This is a genomic window from Neorhizobium sp. T25_27, assembly GCF_002968565.1.
Taxonomy (GTDB): Bacteria; Pseudomonadota; Alphaproteobacteria; order Rhizobiales; family Rhizobiaceae; genus Neorhizobium; species Neorhizobium tomejilense.
In genome coordinates this window covers 243,959-261,993 of record NZ_PVBJ01000003.1, presented here as the reverse complement: position 1 = coordinate 261,993, position 18,035 = coordinate 243,959, and the positions used below count along the sequence as shown (strand labels likewise).

19 protein-coding genes and 3 pseudogenes are annotated in these 18,035 nt (G+C 60.6%); 17 read left to right on the top strand and 5 right to left on the bottom strand.

The window, feature by feature from the left end; all coding sequences use genetic code 11:
• Positions 1–7: 7 nt before the first annotated feature.
• Complete coding sequence (locus tag C5J24_RS11415; RefSeq protein WP_105418053.1) at positions 8–439, bottom strand: GtrA family protein; 432 nt, start codon at positions 437–439, stop codon at positions 8–10.
• Positions 440–449: 10 nt separating this feature from the next.
• A complete protein-coding gene (locus C5J24_RS11410) occupies positions 450–1,904 on the bottom strand; it encodes a UbiA family prenyltransferase (RefSeq protein WP_371674249.1) in 1,455 nt (484 codons plus the stop codon).
• 236 nt (positions 1,905–2,140) lie between these two features.
• On the opposite strand from C5J24_RS11410, the gene C5J24_RS11405 reads away from it, so the two are divergent.
• The 12 genes and pseudogenes from C5J24_RS11405 to C5J24_RS11345 all read left to right on the top strand — a co-directional run bounded on the left by C5J24_RS11405 (position 2,141) and on the right by C5J24_RS11345 (position 13,179).
• Positions 2,141–2,440 carry a DUF1236 domain-containing protein gene (locus C5J24_RS11405; RefSeq protein WP_172723920.1) on the top strand — a complete coding sequence of 100 codons (300 nt, stop codon included), beginning with the start codon at positions 2,141–2,143 and terminating at the stop codon, positions 2,438–2,440.
• A gap of 744 nt (positions 2,441–3,184) precedes the next feature.
• Complete coding sequence (locus tag C5J24_RS11395) at positions 3,185–4,195, top strand: LacI family DNA-binding transcriptional regulator (protein ID WP_105402586.1); 1,011 nt, start codon at positions 3,185–3,187, stop codon at positions 4,193–4,195.
• Positions 4,196–4,237: 42 nt separating this feature from the next.
• Positions 4,238–5,512 (top strand): ABC transporter substrate-binding protein, encoded by a 1,275-nt coding sequence (locus tag C5J24_RS11390; protein ID WP_046665849.1) that lies wholly within the window; start codon positions 4,238–4,240, stop codon positions 5,510–5,512.
• Positions 5,513–5,693: 181 nt separating this feature from the next.
• Positions 5,694–6,545: a carbohydrate ABC transporter permease gene (locus tag C5J24_RS11385; protein ID WP_046665764.1), complete on the top strand. Its 852-nt coding sequence runs from the start codon at positions 5,694–5,696 to the stop codon at positions 6,543–6,545.
• Positions 6,542–7,399 (top strand): carbohydrate ABC transporter permease, encoded by an 858-nt coding sequence (locus C5J24_RS11380; RefSeq protein WP_046605761.1) that lies wholly within the window; start codon positions 6,542–6,544, stop codon positions 7,397–7,399. Before C5J24_RS11385 ends, C5J24_RS11380 begins: the two co-directional genes overlap by 4 nt.
• Before the next feature lie 13 nt (positions 7,400–7,412).
• Positions 7,413–8,471 carry an ABC transporter ATP-binding protein gene (locus C5J24_RS11375; RefSeq protein ID WP_105402587.1) on the top strand — a complete coding sequence of 353 codons (1,059 nt, stop codon included), beginning with the start codon at positions 7,413–7,415 and terminating at the stop codon, positions 8,469–8,471.
• 19 nt (positions 8,472–8,490) lie between these two features.
• Positions 8,491–9,747 (top strand): trehalase family glycosidase, encoded by a 1,257-nt coding sequence (locus C5J24_RS11370; RefSeq protein WP_105402588.1) that lies wholly within the window; start codon positions 8,491–8,493, stop codon positions 9,745–9,747.
• A gap of 162 nt (positions 9,748–9,909) precedes the next feature.
• Positions 9,910–10,002: pseudogene (locus tag C5J24_RS11365) on the top strand (IS5/IS1182 family transposase); the annotation flags it as partial.
• A 226-nt stretch (positions 10,003–10,228) separates the two neighbouring features.
• The gene (locus C5J24_RS11360) at positions 10,229–11,389 is read left to right on the top strand and encodes an iron-containing alcohol dehydrogenase (RefSeq protein ID WP_105402589.1); all 1,161 of its coding nucleotides are present in this window, start codon (positions 10,229–10,231) and stop codon (positions 11,387–11,389) included.
• Positions 11,390–11,892: 503 nt separating this feature from the next.
• Positions 11,893–12,502, top strand: a pseudogene (locus C5J24_RS11355) (carbohydrate ABC transporter permease); the annotation flags it as partial.
• A 20-nt stretch (positions 12,503–12,522) separates the two neighbouring features.
• Positions 12,523–12,978: an RbsD/FucU family protein gene (locus C5J24_RS11350; RefSeq protein ID WP_105402590.1), complete on the top strand. Its 456-nt coding sequence runs from the start codon at positions 12,523–12,525 to the stop codon at positions 12,976–12,978.
• A 3-nt stretch (positions 12,979–12,981) separates the two neighbouring features.
• Positions 12,982–13,179 (top strand): hypothetical protein, encoded by a 198-nt coding sequence (locus tag C5J24_RS11345; RefSeq protein WP_105418051.1) that lies wholly within the window; start codon positions 12,982–12,984, stop codon positions 13,177–13,179.
• A 25-nt stretch (positions 13,180–13,204) separates the two neighbouring features.
• On the opposite strand, the pseudogene C5J24_RS11340 reads toward C5J24_RS11345, so the two are convergent.
• Both C5J24_RS11340 and C5J24_RS11335 read right to left on the bottom strand, forming a co-directional pair.
• A pseudogene (locus C5J24_RS11340) lies at positions 13,205–13,420 on the bottom strand (nucleotidyl transferase AbiEii/AbiGii toxin family protein); the annotation flags it as partial.
• Complete coding sequence (locus C5J24_RS11335) at positions 13,401–14,141, bottom strand: DUF6088 family protein (protein WP_105418049.1); 741 nt, start codon at positions 14,139–14,141, stop codon at positions 13,401–13,403. The gene C5J24_RS11335 and the pseudogene C5J24_RS11340, both read right to left, overlap by 20 nt.
• Before the next feature lie 189 nt (positions 14,142–14,330).
• Between C5J24_RS11335 and C5J24_RS11330 the strand changes: the two genes are divergently transcribed.
• From C5J24_RS11330 to C5J24_RS11320, 3 genes are all read left to right on the top strand, one after another.
• Positions 14,331–14,921 carry a TetR/AcrR family transcriptional regulator gene (locus C5J24_RS11330; protein WP_105402593.1) on the top strand — a complete coding sequence of 197 codons (591 nt, stop codon included), beginning with the start codon at positions 14,331–14,333 and terminating at the stop codon, positions 14,919–14,921.
• 74 nt (positions 14,922–14,995) lie between these two features.
• Positions 14,996–15,625: a hypothetical protein gene (locus C5J24_RS11325; protein ID WP_205836936.1), complete on the top strand. Its 630-nt coding sequence runs from the start codon at positions 14,996–14,998 to the stop codon at positions 15,623–15,625.
• A 114-nt stretch (positions 15,626–15,739) separates the two neighbouring features.
• The gene (locus C5J24_RS11320) at positions 15,740–16,315 is read left to right on the top strand and encodes a DUF308 domain-containing protein (RefSeq protein WP_105402594.1); all 576 of its coding nucleotides are present in this window, start codon (positions 15,740–15,742) and stop codon (positions 16,313–16,315) included.
• Between the two features lie 80 nt (positions 16,316–16,395).
• Here the strand turns inward: C5J24_RS11320 and C5J24_RS11315 are convergent, their stop codons facing one another.
• The gene (locus tag C5J24_RS11315) at positions 16,396–17,037 is read right to left on the bottom strand and encodes a dihydrofolate reductase family protein (protein ID WP_105402595.1); all 642 of its coding nucleotides are present in this window, start codon (positions 17,035–17,037) and stop codon (positions 16,396–16,398) included.
• A 148-nt stretch (positions 17,038–17,185) separates the two neighbouring features.
• On the opposite strand from C5J24_RS11315, the gene C5J24_RS11310 reads away from it, so the two are divergent.
• Both C5J24_RS11310 and C5J24_RS11305 read left to right on the top strand, forming a co-directional pair.
• Positions 17,186–17,542: a helix-turn-helix transcriptional regulator gene (locus C5J24_RS11310; RefSeq protein WP_105402596.1), complete on the top strand. Its 357-nt coding sequence runs from the start codon at positions 17,186–17,188 to the stop codon at positions 17,540–17,542.
• Positions 17,526–18,005: an SRPBCC family protein gene (locus C5J24_RS11305; protein WP_105402597.1), complete on the top strand. Its 480-nt coding sequence runs from the start codon at positions 17,526–17,528 to the stop codon at positions 18,003–18,005. The genes C5J24_RS11310 and C5J24_RS11305 overlap by 17 nt, the downstream gene beginning before the upstream one ends.
• Positions 18,006–18,035: the final 30 nt, after the last annotated feature.

Here is an 18,035-nt window from a genome sequence, read left to right as displayed (position 1 = left end):
CGGTCTGTCACGCCCCCTCCAACCTGAACACGAATTTTCGATCGAGCGCGAATTTTGAGACGTAGCCGATCGCCAGACCGATTGCCCCGCCCGCATACTTCGCAAGGTCCGTTCTCCAGACTGTCCAGAAGACGATTTCGAACCCCCAGAATATGATCGTCGTCACGACGCTGAACAGGCCGTAAAGGACGATCTTGAACAATTCGTCACCATGCGACTCGTATCGGTCAAAGAAGATCCACCTTTTGTCGAGGAAGTATTTGAGCCCGAACCCAGCGGCGGTGCCCGCGAACATTGACGGCACAAGGCTTTGCGACGGGTAGATTTTCACGACAGCCGCCTGAACCGCAAAATTCGCCAAAGTCGAGAGGATCGCGAACGCGACATAGCGAACTGCGATGCGGGTCGTAGTCCCTTCACGCATATGATAGGAACGCATCTCGCTCACCTCAAAGCGCGGCGACTACAAAGGCGCCGGCAACGCCCAGAGTCGCGAGGCTTACCCTGTCTTTGATCGCAAATACGACCGGATCGTCATGCATCTGCCCCCTATGGGCCAGCAACAGGATGCGGGCAATCCAGCAAGCCAGGATTGGTCCCGCCAGCCATAAAATCCCTGGCCGTGTATAGAGATCCTGCACGCTGTCGCTTGCAGCGTAGAGAGCATACAATGTCAGCGCGTTCATCCCGGCCCCCGCCGCCAACGCGCCGATCATGCCGACGTCTCCATTCTTGTAATCGCGGCTCTTGGAGTCGGGTAGGTTCGCGGCTCGGCGTGAAATGAGCTCCGTATATCGCTTGACGAGTGCAAGCGAGAGGAACCAGCTCATCATGAAGGCGAGCAGCCAAGGAGAAGGCCAAACGGAAATCGCCGCCGAGCCTCCCACCACGCGTGCGGTGTAAAGAGCGGCAAGGGTGACGACGTCGAGGATTATCTTCCGCTTCAGAAAGAATGAATAGGCGGTGGTCAACGCAAAGTATCCGGCGAGAACCAACATGAAGGCGGGTGAAATCGTGACGGCAACCATAAACGACAGCAGCAGGAGAACGGGGATTGCCATGAGCGCGTGTGAGAGCGGGATATCGCCGCAACCCAGCGGCCTGCTGCATTTGCTGCGATGTCCGCGGTCGTCCTGCAGGTCGACCAGGTCATTCAGCACATAGACGCTCGACGCGCAAAGCGAGAAGGCGACCAAAGCCAGAGCGGCATTGGCGAGACTGTGGACGTCGAAGAGCTGATTTGTCAGCAACGGGATAAAGACGAGCCCGTTCTTGACATATTGATGCACCCGCAGCAACCGCGCCCAAGTGCGCCAGGTCGGCTTGTCGTGCGCAAGATGTTCGACATTGTCGCATTGACGTGACAGTTGCCGGGCCACCCTGGCGGACGTCCGAATTGCATATGACTTTCCGGCATGACGCCATACAGGTAGATCTGCGGCGTCGTTGCCAACATAGTCGAAGCCGCCATTGCCAAAGGCCGCTACGAGCTTTTCCGCCTTCACCTTGGCAGCGCAGTTTGTCATCTCGTCCGTTGCAAACCAACCGGTGAAGACACCTAAATGATCGGAAACGCGGGAGACAAGGCGCTCGTGCGTCGCGGACGCGAGATAAACCTGACGTCCCTCTTCCCGCGCCGTCTGGATCAAGTTCAGAACCTCGAGATCAAAGGGCAGGATAGCCGGATCGAAATCCGCCGGTGCTGAAAGGCGGTGCTTGAGGCAAGCCTTTCCCCTGCACATCGAGAGGACAAGGTCAACGACGGAAAAGGGGCGACGCCTGAGTTCAGAGAACGCGGTCTCGATCAGGAGGTCGGATCGGACCAAGGTGCCATCGAGGTCGATGACCAGCGGCCGCGATGACTCCGAACTTTGCGGTGTCGACGAACCACCGACCGTTGATATCGTTCGGCGAGGTAAAATCCACTCGTCCTCCTGGCCCGTCGGCAGAAAATCTCTTCGAAGCTCAAACTCCTGGCGCAATTCGCTCAAAGGATTTCCCTTTTTACTTTGGGTCGGTGGAAATCGCCGAACAACGGCTAAGCCGCTTAGTTCCATGGCCCAATCACTTGCGTCTGACGGCTTTGCTCGACCTTCACCTCCAAGTTTAGATAAGCAGCGGATATCCTTGCGCGAAAAGAGTGGTCTCCAGTGAACAGAAGACCGAAATTCGAAACATCATCGTGGAGAACAAGGTCGATCCGACCAAGCCGAGCTTCAGCGTATCGGTCGGGGTTGCGGTCCCCAAAACGGTGGAACTGCATCCGCTTCCGCCGAGGGTCGTCGAAATTCTCCCGGCCTATCGCTCGTACCGCTACTTCGTGCTTGCCGACAATCGCATCGGGATCGTCGAGCCGGATACCCTACGAGATCGTCTACATTCTGATGATCTGACTTCGGTCGCCACGTCTGCAGGGAGCGTCGCTGGCCGGGGAGGGTAGCGGCGCTCTTTCTCGTTCGGGCCGCGCGCCGACCACTGGCTCGGCTCCGGGAGAATGTTCATCACCATTTTGCCCCCGCCCCATGTTGCTAGGTCAGCCCTTGCGAGGGAAGACAACGTTGGAGGACTCGATTGCAATCGGCAAAAACCTTCTCGAGTTTATAGCTTCCAGGAAGCTTCCATCGGCCTGCAGGATGAGCAGCCGAGAGGTTTGATGGCCGTCGATGTAAAAGTACCGATCCCCTTTTTGATCGGGGACGCGGAGCACCTTTATGACATGTCCTTGGGCGTCCTGACATAGGATTGCTTGAGTAGGATCTGGTGCCATCTCCACGATTCTCCCGCCTCGCCGAGGATGGAACAGCGGTTCGTGAGAATCAACAGGTCCTCCCATCGAGATACCACCATGGAAAAGTTGTACTTCCCGCTTTCTCCAGTGCCGCGCTAGGCGTGACGCGATCTTCATTTGCGGCAATGTTCAGGTCGTTAGCTGCGCACGCAGATGGCCCAACATAGCGCGAAACTACTCGGTTCTCTGTCCGGCCGCTCTACTGGTGCTGCTGGCACGACTTTGGCTGGACGCTGTCTCAGCCGTCATGTTCGCCAAGATGGCGACGTACGAGGGGCCGCTTCACCGGAGTAGGGAAAGTCCTCACCGAGCTGAGGCGCCCGATGATCTCCAAAACGTTCTGGTTGACTCCCAAAACGTTTTGGAGAATGCTTATTTCAATTCGGGAGGAAGATTTTGGCTAATCTGAAACAGCTGGCGCATTCGCTCGGACTGTCGATTACCACTGTGTCCCGAGCACTTGATGGTTATTCCGACGTGTCCGCGGCCACCCGCGCGCGGGTTCGTGAGGCAGCAGAGACCGCAGGTTATCGGCCGAATGCCTCCGCTCGTCGGTTGCGCAAGCAGCGCGCTGAACTGGTCGCCGTGACGCTGCCGAGTGATCCTGGCCACGTCGGCCCCCCTCATTTCCTCGACATGTTGTCAGGCTGCGCCGAACATCTCGCTGCGGCCGGTCTCAATCTCGTCATCGCGCCTGTGCCGCGGGGTGTCAGCGAACTTGAGATATGCCAGCGCTTCGTCGATGGGCGCCGCGTCGATGCCATGCTGCTGGTTCGCACCAAACGCAAGGACGAGCGCGTCGAATACCTCCAGTCGCGGGGCATTCCCTTCGTCACCAACGGCCGCACCGAAAGCCTGGTCCCCCATCCGTTCATCGACGGCGATGGTTTTGCCGGGTTCCGCGCCGCGACGCTGCGCTTCCATGCGGCGGGGCATCGGCGCATCGGCCATATCGCCGGGCCCCAGGAATATTACTTCGCGCATGTCCGTCGCCGCGGCTGGCAGGCGGCGATGGAGGAATGCGGGCTTGCGATCGATCTCTGCGCCGAAGGGGCGCCGCTCGAGCAGGGCGGTTATCTCGCAGCCCTGGAACTCCTGCGCCAGCCGTCGCGTCCGACGGCCCTCGTCTGCGCCACCGACGAAATGGCGATCGGAGCGTTGCGGGCACTGCGCGAAGTCGACGGTGGCAGCCAGATCAGCATCGTCGGCCATGACGACCTGCCGATGGGTGCCTTCACCAGCCCGCCGCTCTCGACCATGCGCATGACCGGCGAGAACCTCGGTGCGACCTTCGCCTCGCTGCTGTTGCGCGCCATCGCCGGCGAGCCTGCCGAAGATCTCCAGGAGCTTCACGCGGTTGAATTCGTCGACCGCGACAGCCATCGCCGTCCGCCCCTGGCGGCATAGACAGCCGTGCATTCACGACAAAGAACAATGAAGGAGGAGAAGATGAAACGTATCGTGTCACTTACAATTCTGGCTTCGACGGTGGTGGCGTTCGCCTCGCCGGTGCTTGCCCAGACGGTTTTCGTATCCACCCAGCTTCGCCCGATCGAGGAGGCGACCGTGGTCCGGCAGGACCTTTTGAAGGATGCCGGCAAGGTCGACTACGTGGTGGAGGAGCCGCCGCAGTTTGCAGTCCGCATGGAAGCCGAAGCGCAGGCCGGCAAGCACACCGTGAGCCTCGTCGGTGCGCTGCATGGCGAGCTTTCGCCGCTTGCCGACAAGGGCCAGCTTGAACCGCTCGACGACCTTGCCAAGAAGCTCGCCGCCAGCGGCATGCCGCAATCGGTTCTTGATCTCGGCAAGCTCGGCAAGCCCACGCAGCAGTATATTCCTTGGATGCAGGCGACCTATGTCATGGCCGCCAAGAAGGAAGCCCTGCAATACCTGCCGAAGGGCACCGACATCAACGCGTTGACCTACGACCAGCTGATCGAGTGGGGCAAGAGCATGCAGGCTGCCACCGGCCAGCCGCAGATCGGCTTCCCGGCGGGTCCGAAGGGCCTGATGGCGCGTTATTTCCAGGGCTATTTCTATCCGTCCTTCACCGGCGGCGTGGTGCGTACCTTCAAGAATGCGGATGCCGCAGCCGGCTGGGAGAAGCTGAAGGCACTCTGGGCCTATGTCACCCCGAACTCGACCAATTACGACTTCATGCAGGAGCCGCTGGCCTCGGGCGAAGTCATGGTCGCCTGGGACCATGTCGCCCGCCTGAAGAGCGCCATCTCTGCGGCGCCGGATGACTATGTCGTCTTCCCGGCACCAGCCGGCCCGAAGGGCCGCGGCTACATGCCGGTTCTGGCCGGGCTTGCGATCCCGAAGGGCGCACCGGACATGGCAGGCGCCACGAAGGTCATCGAAACGCTGACGACCCAGAAGACCCAGCTGCTGACGGCTTCGAAGGTTGGCTTCTTCCCGACCCTCAACGTGCAGCTGCCGCCGGACCTCGACAAGGGCGTGGCGCTCCTCGCCGGTGCGGTCACCAAGACGCAGGGCTCCAAGGATGCCGTGATCTCGCTCCTCCCGGTCGGCCTCGGCGACAAGGGCGGCGAATTCAACAAGGTCTACATGGACGCCTTCCAGCGCATCGTGCTGCAGAACGAGCCCGTCGCAGACGTGCTCGCCAAGCAGGGTGCCACCATGGCCAAACTGATGACCGACGCCAAGGCGCCTTGCTGGGCTCCGGACGCCAAGAGCGACGGCGCCTGCCCGGTTCAATAAGGCACCATCCGACAAGCCTCCCAAGGCTGATGGCATCCGGGCGCGAATGCCCGGATGCCAAATCCGAAGGAGCGGGAGCAGCGGATCGCAAGGTGGCTGCATTCCGTCGCGATACGGATGGCGGAGAGAGGAACAAGTCGATGTATGATCAATTCTCAAAGCCCCACGGCGAGGGCGATCGATGACCCAGAACCGACCCTGGATCCCCTATCTGCTGATCCTGCCGTCAGTCGCCTTTCTGGCGCTGCTCTTCGTCGTGCCGCTGGTGCAGACGATCTGGCTGGCTCTCTCGGACAACGGCGCGCCGTCGCTGGCGAATGCCGAACGCATGGTGACCGATATCAATTTCACCCGTTCGGTCAGGAACACGTTCCTTTTGACGATCGTCGTCGTGCCGGTACAGATCGCCATCGCGCTTGCCATGGGCGCCATGGTCTCCAAGGTCGGCCGCGGCCGCGAGACCATTCTCTGGATCTGGACCATCCCGCTTGGCATTTCCGACCTCGCCGCCGGCCTTGTCTGGCTGTCGATCCTGCAGAATACCGGCTATTTCAACTCGCTCCTCTTCAGCCTCGGTGTGATCGGCCGGCAGGCGAGCTGGCTGTCCTACCAGACGCCGGTCGCGCTTTTCATCGCCATCGCGGTTGCGGAAATCTGGCGCGGCACGGCGATCGTCATGGTCATCATCGTCGCCGGCCTCAACCAGGTGCCGAAGGAATTCAAGGAAGCCGCCGAGATCTTCGGCGCCGGCCCATGGACGCGCTTCTGGCGTATCACCCTGCCGCTGATCCGGCCCGCGCTGCAATCGGCGCTGATCCTGCGCACGGTACTCGCCTTCGAGGTGTTCGCAGTGGTCTATGCGCTCGGCGGGCGCAATTTCCCGGTCCTCGTCGGCGAGGCCTACAACTGGCAGAACCAGAACCAGAATTACAGCGTCGCGGCGGTCTACGCGGTGCTGATCATGATCATCTCGCTTGCCGCGACGCTGATCTATCTGAAGGCCCTGAAAGTCGATCCGGAGCGCCTGCCATGAGTACGGAAACCATGAGCGCGACGGAGACAGCTTCCCGTCCCGCAAGCTTCGCCTCCTCCCGCCGCTGGCTCCTCTGGAGCGGTATCGCGGCGCTCTGCGCCTGGGTTCTGGTGCCGATCTATCTGGTGGCGTTGGGGGCACTCGGCGGTCGCCAGGGCGTCTATATCTGGCCGAAGACGGGCTTGCCGACCGGGATTTCGCTCGAACCCTTTATTCTGTTCCTGAAAACAGAAGGCGTCGTACAGTCTTTTCTCAACTCACTGGGGGCAGCCGGCATCACGGTGGCGCTTTCCATCCTGCTGGGCGCCCCGGCCGGCTATGCACTGGCCCGCTACGATTTCCGGGGCAAGGACAGCTACCGGCTTCTGGTCCTGCTCACCCGCGCGTTCCCGCTGGCGATCCTGGCGCTGCCGCTCACCGTCTCCTTCATCCGGCTCGGCCTCTATGACACGATCATCGGCGTCGGTCTGATCCACACGGTTTTGGCGTTGCCCTTTGCGGCGCTCGTTACCCAGGGCATATTCCTCGGCGTTCCGAAGGAACTCGAAGAGGCCGCCTGGGTGTTCGGCTGCACCCGCGTCCAGGCCTTTTTCAAGGTGGTCGCGCCGCTGGCTTTGCCCGGCATCGTCGCCACCGCCGTGTTTGCCTTCGTCATCTCCTGGAACGAGGTGTTCGCCGCCTCGGTGCTGACGGTGCGCAACCGCACGCTCACGGCCTATCTGCTGACGGTGCTGTCAGAAAGCCCGATGCATTACCGCTTTGCCGGCGGCCTGATGCTCATTCTTCCATCCGTTGTCTTCATCTTCGCGGTCAGGCGTTACCTGTTCGCGATCTGGGGCATTTCCTCCAAATAACGGGACCATCGACATGGCCGATATTGTCATTGACCGCATCCGCAAGAGTTTCGGCGCTTTCCAGGCGCTGAAGGAGGTCTCGCTGACGATCAACGATGGCGAGTTCGTCTCGCTGCTCGGGCCATCGGGCTGCGGCAAGACCACGCTCCTGCGCATCATCGCCGGTCTCGAAACCTCGACCTCGGGCGATGTTCGCATCGGCGACAGGTCGATCATTGGACTGGCGCCCAAGGATCGCGGGCTGGCGATGGTCTTCCAGAACTATGCAGTCTTCCCGCATATGACGGTCTACGAAAACGTCGCCTTCGGCCTGCGCATGCAGAAGGCGGACGATGCGCGGGTGAAGGCGCAGGTGGAGAAGGCGGCCGGCCTGCTGCATATCGAGCCGTATCTCGACCGCTATCCGAACAAGCTTTCGGGCGGCCAGCGTCAGCGCGTGGCGGTCGCCCGCGCGCTGGCCGTCGAGCCGAAGGTGCTGCTGATGGACGAGCCGCTTTCCAATCTCGATGCCCTGCTGCGGCTCGAAATGCGCACCGAACTGAAAACCGTGCTGCAATCGGCGGGTACGACGACGATCTATGTCACCCACGACCAGACCGAGGCGATGGGCCTGTCGGATCGTATCGCGGTCATGCACAACGGCGTCGTCGAACAGGTCGGTCATCCGGTCGAGATCTATAATCATCCGGCGACGCGTTTCGTCGGCGGTTTCATCGGCAATCCTCCGATGAACTTCATCAAGGTGCCGGTCTCGAACGGCCAGGTGGCGGCCGGTGCGGAACAGCTCGCGGTGCCGGACGATGTCGGCAATGAAATCGTGCTTGGCCTGCGAGGCGAAGCGGTGGAACTGGCGCCGCTGCCGCAGGGGATCGAGATGAAGGTGCGGGTCGCCGAGCCGATGGGATCGCATCTGCTCCTGACCGGCTCGATCCACGACCAGCCGGTGCGAGTCATCCTGCCGGCGTCCGAAACCGTGAAGAGCGGCGACACGATCGGCCTGAAGCTCGACCGCAGGCGCATCACCTGGCTTTCGCCCGAAAGCGGCAAGTCGTTTCCGGCCGTTTCGGCCTGAGCATACCGGAGTACCCGACATGAACGTGCATATCACCGAGGCGAAGCGCATCCTCGTCGCCAACGACCGCGGCGGTTATACGGTGCCGACCGACCGGCTCTACCCCTTCCAGTGGAACTGGGATTCCGCCTTCGTCGCCATGGGTTTCGCGCTTTACGATACCGACCGTGCCTATCGCGAACTGGAGCGGCTGATCGAGGGCCAGTGGGCGGACGGCATGATCCCGCATATCGTCTTCCACCAGCCGAGCGACACCTATTTCCCGGGTCCGAACGTCTGGCGCACCCGTCACACGATCCCGACTTCCGGCATCACCCAGCCGCCGGTCTTTGCGATCGCGCTGCGCAAGGTCTTCGAGGCGACTGGAAGCGGCGCCGAGGCGCGCACCCTGCCGCTCTACGAGGCGGCGCTGAAATGGCATCGCTGGTGGTATTCCGCCCGCGATCCGGAAGGCACCGGCCTAGTCGCTTTGCTGCACCCTTGGGAAAGCGGCAGCGACAACTCGCCGGCCTGGGACATCGCGCTCGCGCGCGTGCCGACTACCACCGATACGCCGGTCGTGCGCAAGGATACCGGCCATGTGAACGTCTCGATGCGCCCGCGCGACGAGGACTATAACCGCTTCATACATCTGGTCGACACCTATGCCGCCTGCGGCTGGGATCCCGCAAGGCAATGGGAAAAGGCACCGTTCAAGGTCGCCGAGATCCAGACCACCGCTATCCTGCTGAAGGCCGGCGAGGACCTCGAACATCTCGCCCGCGAATTCGGCCGGATGGAGGACGCCGCCGAGATCGCCGCGTTCAACGACCTCACCCGCAAGGCGATACTCGCGCAGTGGCGCCCGGCCCTGTCACGCTTCGTGTCGCGCGACCTGATCTCCGGCGAGGATGTCGAAGCCGCGACACAGGCAGGCTTCATCCCCCTTCTGTCGCTCGACCTGGAGAAGGGCATCGCCAATGCGATGGTCGATGAGATGAAGGCTTGGTCGAAGGGCCTCAAGGTCGCCTTTCCGACCACCAAGCCGGGTATCGCAGGCTGGGAACCGAAACGCTACTGGCGCGGCCCGGCCTGGGCGATCATCAATTGGCTGCTGATCGACGGCTTCAAGCGCAACGGTCATCCGGAAGCGGCGGAAAAGCTGCGCAGATCGACGGTCGCGGCGATCGAGGCGGAAGGTTTTGCCGAATATTTCGACCCGGTAACGGGCGAAGGCTGCGGCGGCCTCGGCTTTTCCTGGACGGCCGCCGCCTATATTTGGCTTGCTTGGACATAAGGTTCACAATTCTGGACCTGCTGCGCCATCGGGCGGAGCTGGTCCGAGTTGCCGACACCCAATCTTGATAACCGGCTGCGGCGGTTGCGCTTTAGGAAGGGTTGGCTCTTGGGTTTCCAAGGCTGCACAAATCAGATTCATGACTGTCTTTTGGAGACAGTCATGGGTGTTTTGGATCGTGTAGTCCTTCAGGACGAGCAGTGGGAGCGGATATCGCAGCACATCATTGGTGACGGGCATACGCGCGGTTTGTCCCCGGGGGCCAAATTCGCGGACATTTAAATCCGCGCATGCGCTCCGCCAGTAAGGCGATGTCAAAAAAGAAAAGGTTTGCTGCGATCTCCGGCTATCGGCCTACAAGATCCTGGACCGTGTCGGCATCGGTATTGAGAAACTCGTACAGGCTGGAGAAAAAGCCTGCAAAGACAAACGTGGCGACGGCATCCCATGGCGTAGGCTCAAATCGGCAAAGGAAAAATGCATGAATCCGTTTGTCTTCAGTACGACTGCACAGATCGTCTTTCGACCTGGCGCTGCAACTGCGATCGGCGATCTCGTAAAGCAGAAGCTCGGCCGCCGTATTCTCTTCGTGACAGACCCCGGATTGCGACGGCTTGGCCTCTGTGAACCCGCTCTTGCGTCTCTCACTGCCTCCGGCATCGAGACCACTGTGTTCGATGGAGTCGAAGCCGACCCATCGCTCGCGACCGTGATGGCCGCGGCAGGCGCCGCCAAGGCTGACAATGTCTCCGGGGTCATCGGCTTCGGCGGCGGTTCTTCACTTGACGTGGCCAAAGTCGTCGCATTGCTTTGCGGTTCAGGTGAGCCCCTCGACGAGGCGTGGGGCGTGGGGAATGCGAAGGGGCCGCGGCTGCCGCTGGTTCTTGTTCCCACCACGGCCGGAACAGGATCGGAGGTCACCCCGGTTTCCATTATCACGGTCGGCGGCGACGAGAAGCGTGGCGTGTCGTCGACCATCATCCTGCCCGACATCGCGATCCTCGATCCCGATCTGACCTTAGGCCTTCCCGCTCACATAACGGCCGCCACCGGCATCGACGCCATGGTCCATGCGATCGAGGCATATGCATCGAAGAGCGCGAATAACAACCCTCTTTCAAAGATGCTTGCGCGCCAGGCGCTGCAGCTTCTGGGCTCGAATATCGAGAAGGCGGTCTTTGACGGAAAGGACCGTGCCGCCCGCGGCGCAATGCTTCTCGGCTCGATGCTGGCTGGACAGGCCTTCGCGAACTCGCCTGTGGCGGCGGTTCACGCGTTGGCCTATCCGATTGGCGGAACCTTCCACATTCCCCACGGCCTTTCAAACGCGCTCGTGCTCCCGCACGTCCTCCAGTTCAACGCGCCGGATGCTGCGTCGATATACGCTGAGATCGCAGCCGACGTCTTTCCGGAACTCGCTTCGGAACAGGGTGACCAGGGACGATGCGCCGCTTTCATCGAGCGACTTGCCGGGTTGTCGCTTAAGCTCGGGCTTCAGCCGCGGCTGCGAGACGTGGGTATCGGAGAAGAGCACCTGGCCGGAATGGCGCTGGACGCCATGAAACAGACCCGGCTTCTTGTCAACAACCCCCGCGAGGTCGGTGAGGCGGACGCACTCTCGATATACAGGGCGGCATGGTGATGGCGGAACGAGCAGCTCCTGAGCGGTCCACGATCCGATTGTGCTGGGTGAAGACCGCTGTCGGCGATGCGGAAACGTACAACTCCTTCCTGCCGATCCAAACAGTCCTACCTTGGCATGTCGTCACAGGCAGAAACGTGCGAAAGGGCGAAGACTTGAGAGCTCTTCGGTCCACCAGAGAATCTTATAGACGCTCCCAACAAGCACCTACCCGCATGGCCCCGGACTAACTTTTGAAGATGTGAGCAGATTTCAATGGCCGAGGCAAAACGCGACAAAAGAGGGGCAAGCGCACCTACGCGGCGGACCAGCAGCGAAAGGAAGGTCCTTCCCCGCCACGCTGACCGTAGAACAACCTCCAGGCGTTCCCGCCGTTTCTGACGATGCAATGCCTCGATGAAGAGATCAGGCTGCTGCTGGACCAGCTGGCGCGCAGGCTTCAGCAGCAAAATGCACAACTGAGAGGGTGCTGGAGCGGTTCGAACGCTGAACGTATCGTGGCGTCCGCTGAGGCCTCGTTCCTGGCGGTGCTTATTGGGTCTCTGGCGGCCTACGGGCTCAGCTGGGTCTCCTACAAGTTCCTTTGGATGGCGAACAAGGACATTTCCTTCTTCTTCCTGTCGCAGTTGATCCTGCCGCCGGTCGTGCTCGCCATGTCGTTCCTGGTTCTCTACAAACACCTGCTGCTGCTCGATACGCTGATCGGTCTGATCCTCGTCCATACGCTCATGGTATTGCCAATCGTGATCTGGATCATGCGCGACCAGTTCGGCACGCTTCCGGTCGAGCTGGAACAGGCGGCACTGGTGGATGGCTGCTCGATCTGGGGCGCCTATCTGCCGATCGTTGTGCCAATCGCGCTGCCCGGCATGGTGGCAGCTTTCATCCTCTCGGTCATTCTGCGCTGAAACGAATATCTCTTTGCCGGCACTACTGACGAGTTCGAATGCCAAGACACTGACGGTGATGGTGGAAAGCCAACCGGGGTCGCAGGGGATCAACTGGTGGTCGATGGCCGCCATCGCCACGGCTGCGATCATGCCCTTGGTCCTCGTCGGCATCGTTCTGGAGCGCTATATCGTCAAGGGGTTGACGGCGGGTGCCGTCAAATAAATGCCAATGAGGAGGACACTATGCTTAAGAACATTCATCCGGCGTTGAACGCCGACGTGCTGCACGCGCTTCGCTCCATGGGGCACGGCGACACGCTGGTCGTCTCCGACACCAACTTCCCGAGCGACAGCGTCGCCAGGCAGACGGTTGTCGGCCGGCCGCTCAGCATGGCCAACCTCCCTGCACCGCAGGCGATCCGTGCCATTCTCTCGGTGCTGCCGCTCGACACGCCGCTGCAGAATTCTGCCGGCCGCATGGAAGTCATGGGCGCGCCGGGCGAAATTCCGACGGTGCAAAGCGAGGTGCAGGCCGAGATCGACCAGGCGGAAGACAGGCCTTCACCCATGTACGGCATCGAGCGCTTCGATTTCTACGATCTGGCCAAGAAGGCCTATTGCGTGATCTCGACTGGGGAAACCCGCTTCTATGGATGCTTCCTGTTCACCAAGGGTGTCATCCCATCTGCAGGCGGGTGAGGTATGGCCATGGGAACCGGAATTTCCATTCTCGGAATTTTTCAAGGCCGCCCAATGGCATGTGCCCAATCCAAACGGATCAATGACGCCTATATCGCAGCGACGGCCTTCACCTGCCGTATGACGCTGGTGACGCACAACATCAAGGACTTCGAGGGCATGGGAGTGCACGAGCACTTCGGTAGAACGTTCTCCTGGTGATCGATCGATTTTAGGACTTCGCCTTCAGGCCATATGCTTTGCTGAGGCTGGTACCGCCCTTAAAATAGATGCCGATAGCATCGTCCCTCCGTCGGTTGAACAGGAAGTCGAGCACCCAGCAGACGTAGAGATCCTTCTCGATATTCTCGGCCCGCGTCTCCAGATCGGATGCAGCGGCGGAGAATAGTGCTCTCCACTCGTCAGCGCTTGAGCGAAGGACATCAATGAAACTCTGGCGCATATTCATCCTTTCCGTCGTGGCCCAGCGGAGTGCCTTCATCCTCCGGGGGCGGCGGATCGCTTGTTATGGTCTCCACCGCCTGGTACATCCAGGCAGGGATGGCGTGGATGTTTTCGCGCAGGTCCTCGACGATCGGCTGCCTGTGGGAGCTTCGTGCCAGGTAACGGACGATACCATCGACAACTGTCTCTAGATTGGATCGCTCGTCGCGAAACCAGTGGAGGGCCTGGATCACCCGCATTGCCGGCCGACCGGCCCAAAAAGCGGTCTTTGCCGAAATGCGCTTGAAGTCCAGGATGTAGATGACCGGTTTTGTGGCCTTGGCGTCGCCGGCATTGGCCTCGATCTTGATGGTTCGGGGGTATGTGTCCGCATAGATTGTGGACCGGGCTGGACCGGCCGTCGTCAGGCCAAGATCATTGGCAGCCGTCATGCCATCGACGCAAACACGAAGCTTGTCGCGCCGTGCGATCGCATCGATGAATGAGGCGCGTGGCGGAAACACCATCTTGCCGGTCAGTTGGCCGATAGCCGGCTTGTCGTAGAGACCACGATGAGGGCGTCGGATGTCGCCGCGGCTGGTCAGTCTCTGCAGCGCCTTTTCGACGGCGTTCGGTGTCGCGATATCCAGGAAATCGGAGCGCGACCAAACGCCCGAAGGCGCCGCGCTGGCAATCCTTTGGTGGATGCGTTCGAGAGTGTTCGATGTGGGATCCGGCATAGCTATCCTATCTCCTGACCGGAGATTATATACAAACTTTGGTCACTGGCAATAAATCTCATCCTACTGACCAATATTTATATCTAAATATTGGTCAGTAGGATGATTGCTCACGCTTGGGCGGGCGCATCAGGAAATTGATGACACCATGCCGTTGACAGCATCCCTACTAGAAGGTAGACAACAAAAATGAGCAACCTTCTGACAACCGCCGACGAAATCCTTGCTTCTGCGCGAACCTTGATCATGAGCGGAGGTTATAACGGTTTTAGCTATGCCGATATCGCTGGGATCGTTGGAATCCGGAAGGCCAGTATCCATCACCATTTCCCGAGCAAGGTCGATTTGGTTCGCACGCTTGTACAGCGATACCGTGAGGAGGGGGAGGCAGGCGTGGCGGCGCTGGAGCAGAACGTGCAGGACCCGCTCGAACTCCTCAAGATCTACGCGGGCTATTGGGCCCAATGCATTGAGGACGCGAGCAGGCCTTTTTGTGTTTGCGCTCTGCTTGCGAGCGAGCTGCCGTCTCTACCGCCGGAAGTCGCAGCAGAAGTAAGAGCTTTTTTCCGCTTTGTCTCGACGTGGCTGACCTCGGTCATGGAGCGCGGCTCACAGCAGGGGGCTTTGAGGCTTTCGAGCGAGCCTCGCGTTGAAGCGGAAGCGTTCATGGCATCCGTCCACGGAGCTATGCTGTCCGCGCGTGCCTACGGCGCTCCGGAAATGTTTGCCGCCATTCTGGCGCCCACTCTGGAGCGTCTGTCTCCGGCGGTCGTCCAATAACGTTCCGGGCGGAGACAAACCGCCCGGGGGATTTCTATGGCAAGGGAAACTACCAACCAGTAGGAAGGGTCGGCATGATGAAGAATATTCTCCCCGCCCTCGTGCTCGGGCTGTCTGTTCTCGCATCGCAGGCCTATATGGCGGCGCCTGTCCATGCTGAGGAAGCAAAGGCCGGCCGGCTTAATGTCCGCGGCAGCATCGTCAACTACGGCGGATCCAGCCTCAAGGTGAAGACCCGCGAAGGAGAGACCGTCGATATCGCCCTCGCTGACGACTGGAAGGTTTCCAGCGTGGCAGATGCGAAGGTTACCGACATCAAGCCTGGTGATTTTGTCGGCATCGCGTCCCTGCCGAAGGACGGCGGTGGTGATGGTGCCCTTGAGGTGCTTATTTTCCCGCCGGCATTGAAGGGAGCAGGCGAGGGAAACTACGGCTGGGACCTCAAGCCCAACAGCAACATGACCAATGCGACCGTGGCGGATGCCGCCAAGGGCGTCGACGGCCGGACGGTCACCGTGTCCTATCACGGCAAAGAAAAGAAGATCTCCATCCCGGACGGCACGCCCGTTGTGACCTTTGCTCCGGCAACACAGGATGATCTCGTTCCCAGCGCTGTCGTCTTCGTGCCTGCCGAGAAGGCAGCAACCGGCCTCGTCGCTCACCAACTCGTTGTCGGAAAGAATGGCGTGGTTCCCCCAATGTAAACCACGTCATCGTCGCTGGTCGGATCGGCCGCCCTCCGGTTCGACCGGTTGCTTGCGATCTCCAACACGCCTCGGCGTGTAAGCCACTTATTCAAATCAGATAAGGATTTCACCATGGCACACTACCAAACGAGCTTCGCCGTGAACGGCAAGGATTATTGGTTGAAGCGATACTATTTTGCGCGAGCCGCCTTCTCCGTCATCTGGGTCGCGGCAGCATTGACGGTTGGCCGCCAGTCCTTCTCCGCAGCGGCGGTCTTGCTGATCATCTATCCCGCCTGGGATGCTGCCGCCAACTACGTCGATGCCAAACGAAACGGCGGTCTGGCACATAACAGGAGCCAGGCGATCAACGTGGCGGTCAGTTCGGTGATGACCGTTGCGGTCGTCGTCGCTCTTACAATGAGCATGAACTGGGTCCTTGGCGTTTTTGGTCTCTGGGCAATATTCTCCGGCTTCTCGCAGCTTGGCACAGCGGTTCGGCGGTGGAAGACAAGCGGGGGACAGTGGGCAATGATCCTGAGCGGCGGTCAGTCCGCCGTGGCGGGCGCATTCTTCATCGCGCAAGCGCTGAAGCCCGACGCACCTTCGATCGCCAATGTTGCGGGCTATGCTGGTCTCGGTGCCTTCTATTTTCTTGTCTCAGCCGTTTGGCTCACCGTCAGCCATATGCGGCAGAAGACTGTCTGACCCGGTTGTGCCTGCCGATTGCTGGAAAGGTGAATCCTCGAGCATCCATTTCGCAAATCACCCAGGTCACAGACGAGCGGCTAGCGTTGGAAGGTCAGGTGGACGGTGCCACTCGGTGCCGTTTCTGCCTTGACTGTACAGCCAGCTTCCAAGCCGCGCAGATCGTCCCACAGGCGTATACCGCGCCCCAGCAAAATCGGAGTGATAGCAACATGAAGACGATCGACAAGGCCTGCCTTGAGGAAGTCGCGAACGACGGTGGGGCCGCCGCCAACCCGCACGTCCTTGTCGCCCGCCACACTGACAGCCCGCTGGAGCGCATCAGCAGGCGTGGTGTCGATGAAATGAAAAGTCGTCCCGCCGGCCATCTCCAAGGAAGGCCGTGGCCTATGGGTGAGGACGAAGACCGGAACCCGGAACGGTGGCTCGTCGCCCCACCAGCCACGCCAGTTCGGATCATCGGGAAAGTTGTGGAGTCCGAACATGCCGGCGCCCATGATCTCGGCACCCACATTATCGAAATACGCCCTCGCGTATTCGTCGTCGACACCTGTGGTCCCTGCTCCCGTCGTATCCTTTAACACGCGCTCGCGAAACGTTCGCGTTGCAGCATATGCTCCGACGAGACGCGGCCAGTCCTCGCCGAACGGAGCTTCGGGCGTCTGGTCCGTTGTTGTCGCGAAACCATCGAGCGAGATCATGAGATCGACACGAACTACCACTGGAGTCCTCCTTGTGAGTGGCTGCATAACCGCCTCATTATCAAGCGGGGCCGGATACTAAGGTAAGTACCTTCATATCCAAGGTTAAACACTAAGGCAAGTGCCTTTCTGTTCTTGACCAGAGCCCCAGGCTGTTTTAATGAGTCACATGCCTTACCATTCGACTCCGCTCGACCTCGCCTTTCATGCTCTCAGCGACCCGACCCGCCGCGCGGTGGTATCGCGGCTGGCTGAGGGCGAGGTGCCGGTCAGCGTCCTGGCCGAGCCTTTCGACATGGCACTGCCCTCCTTCGCCCAGCATCTCAAGGTGCTGGAAGATTGCGGGCTGATTGCCAGCGAGAAGCGCGGGCGCAGCCGCTGGTGCCGGCTGGTGCAGGCGCGCTTCGACGAGGCGGCGGACTGGATGGAAACGGAGCGCCGGCGCTGGACCGAGCGGTTGGATCGCCTGGAAGTCTACTTGGACAAGACGGAAGAGGACGTTGAAAGACATGGCAAGCCTGTTTGAGACCTGGTCGCTCGATCGCGAAATCGTGCTGGTCAAGCTGCTGAATCACCCCCGCGAGAAGGTCTTTGCCGCCTGGATGGACCCCAAGGCGCTTGGCGAATGGTACGGCCCGGCCGGCCTTAGCATAGAGACCCACGAAGTCGATATCCGCGAGGGCGGGGTCTGGCGGTTCGACATGGTGGGCGTGTTCGAAGGCAAGGAGCAGCGCTTCCCGAACCTCATGCGCTTTCTGGAGATCGTGCCGAACGAGCGGATCGTGATGGACTATGGCACACCCGACCCTGACGACCCCGACCGTTTTCGCGCCACCGTGACCTTCGATGAGCAGGCCGACGGCAAGACCGTGCTGACAATGCGCCAACTCCACCCCAGCGCCAAGCGGCGCCAGGTGGTCATCGGCTTCGGCGCGGTGGAATACGGGCTGCAGACGCTGGACGGCCTCGCTGCCTGGCTGGACGGCTGACGAGATCTTCCTCAAGAAACGCCTGCATGT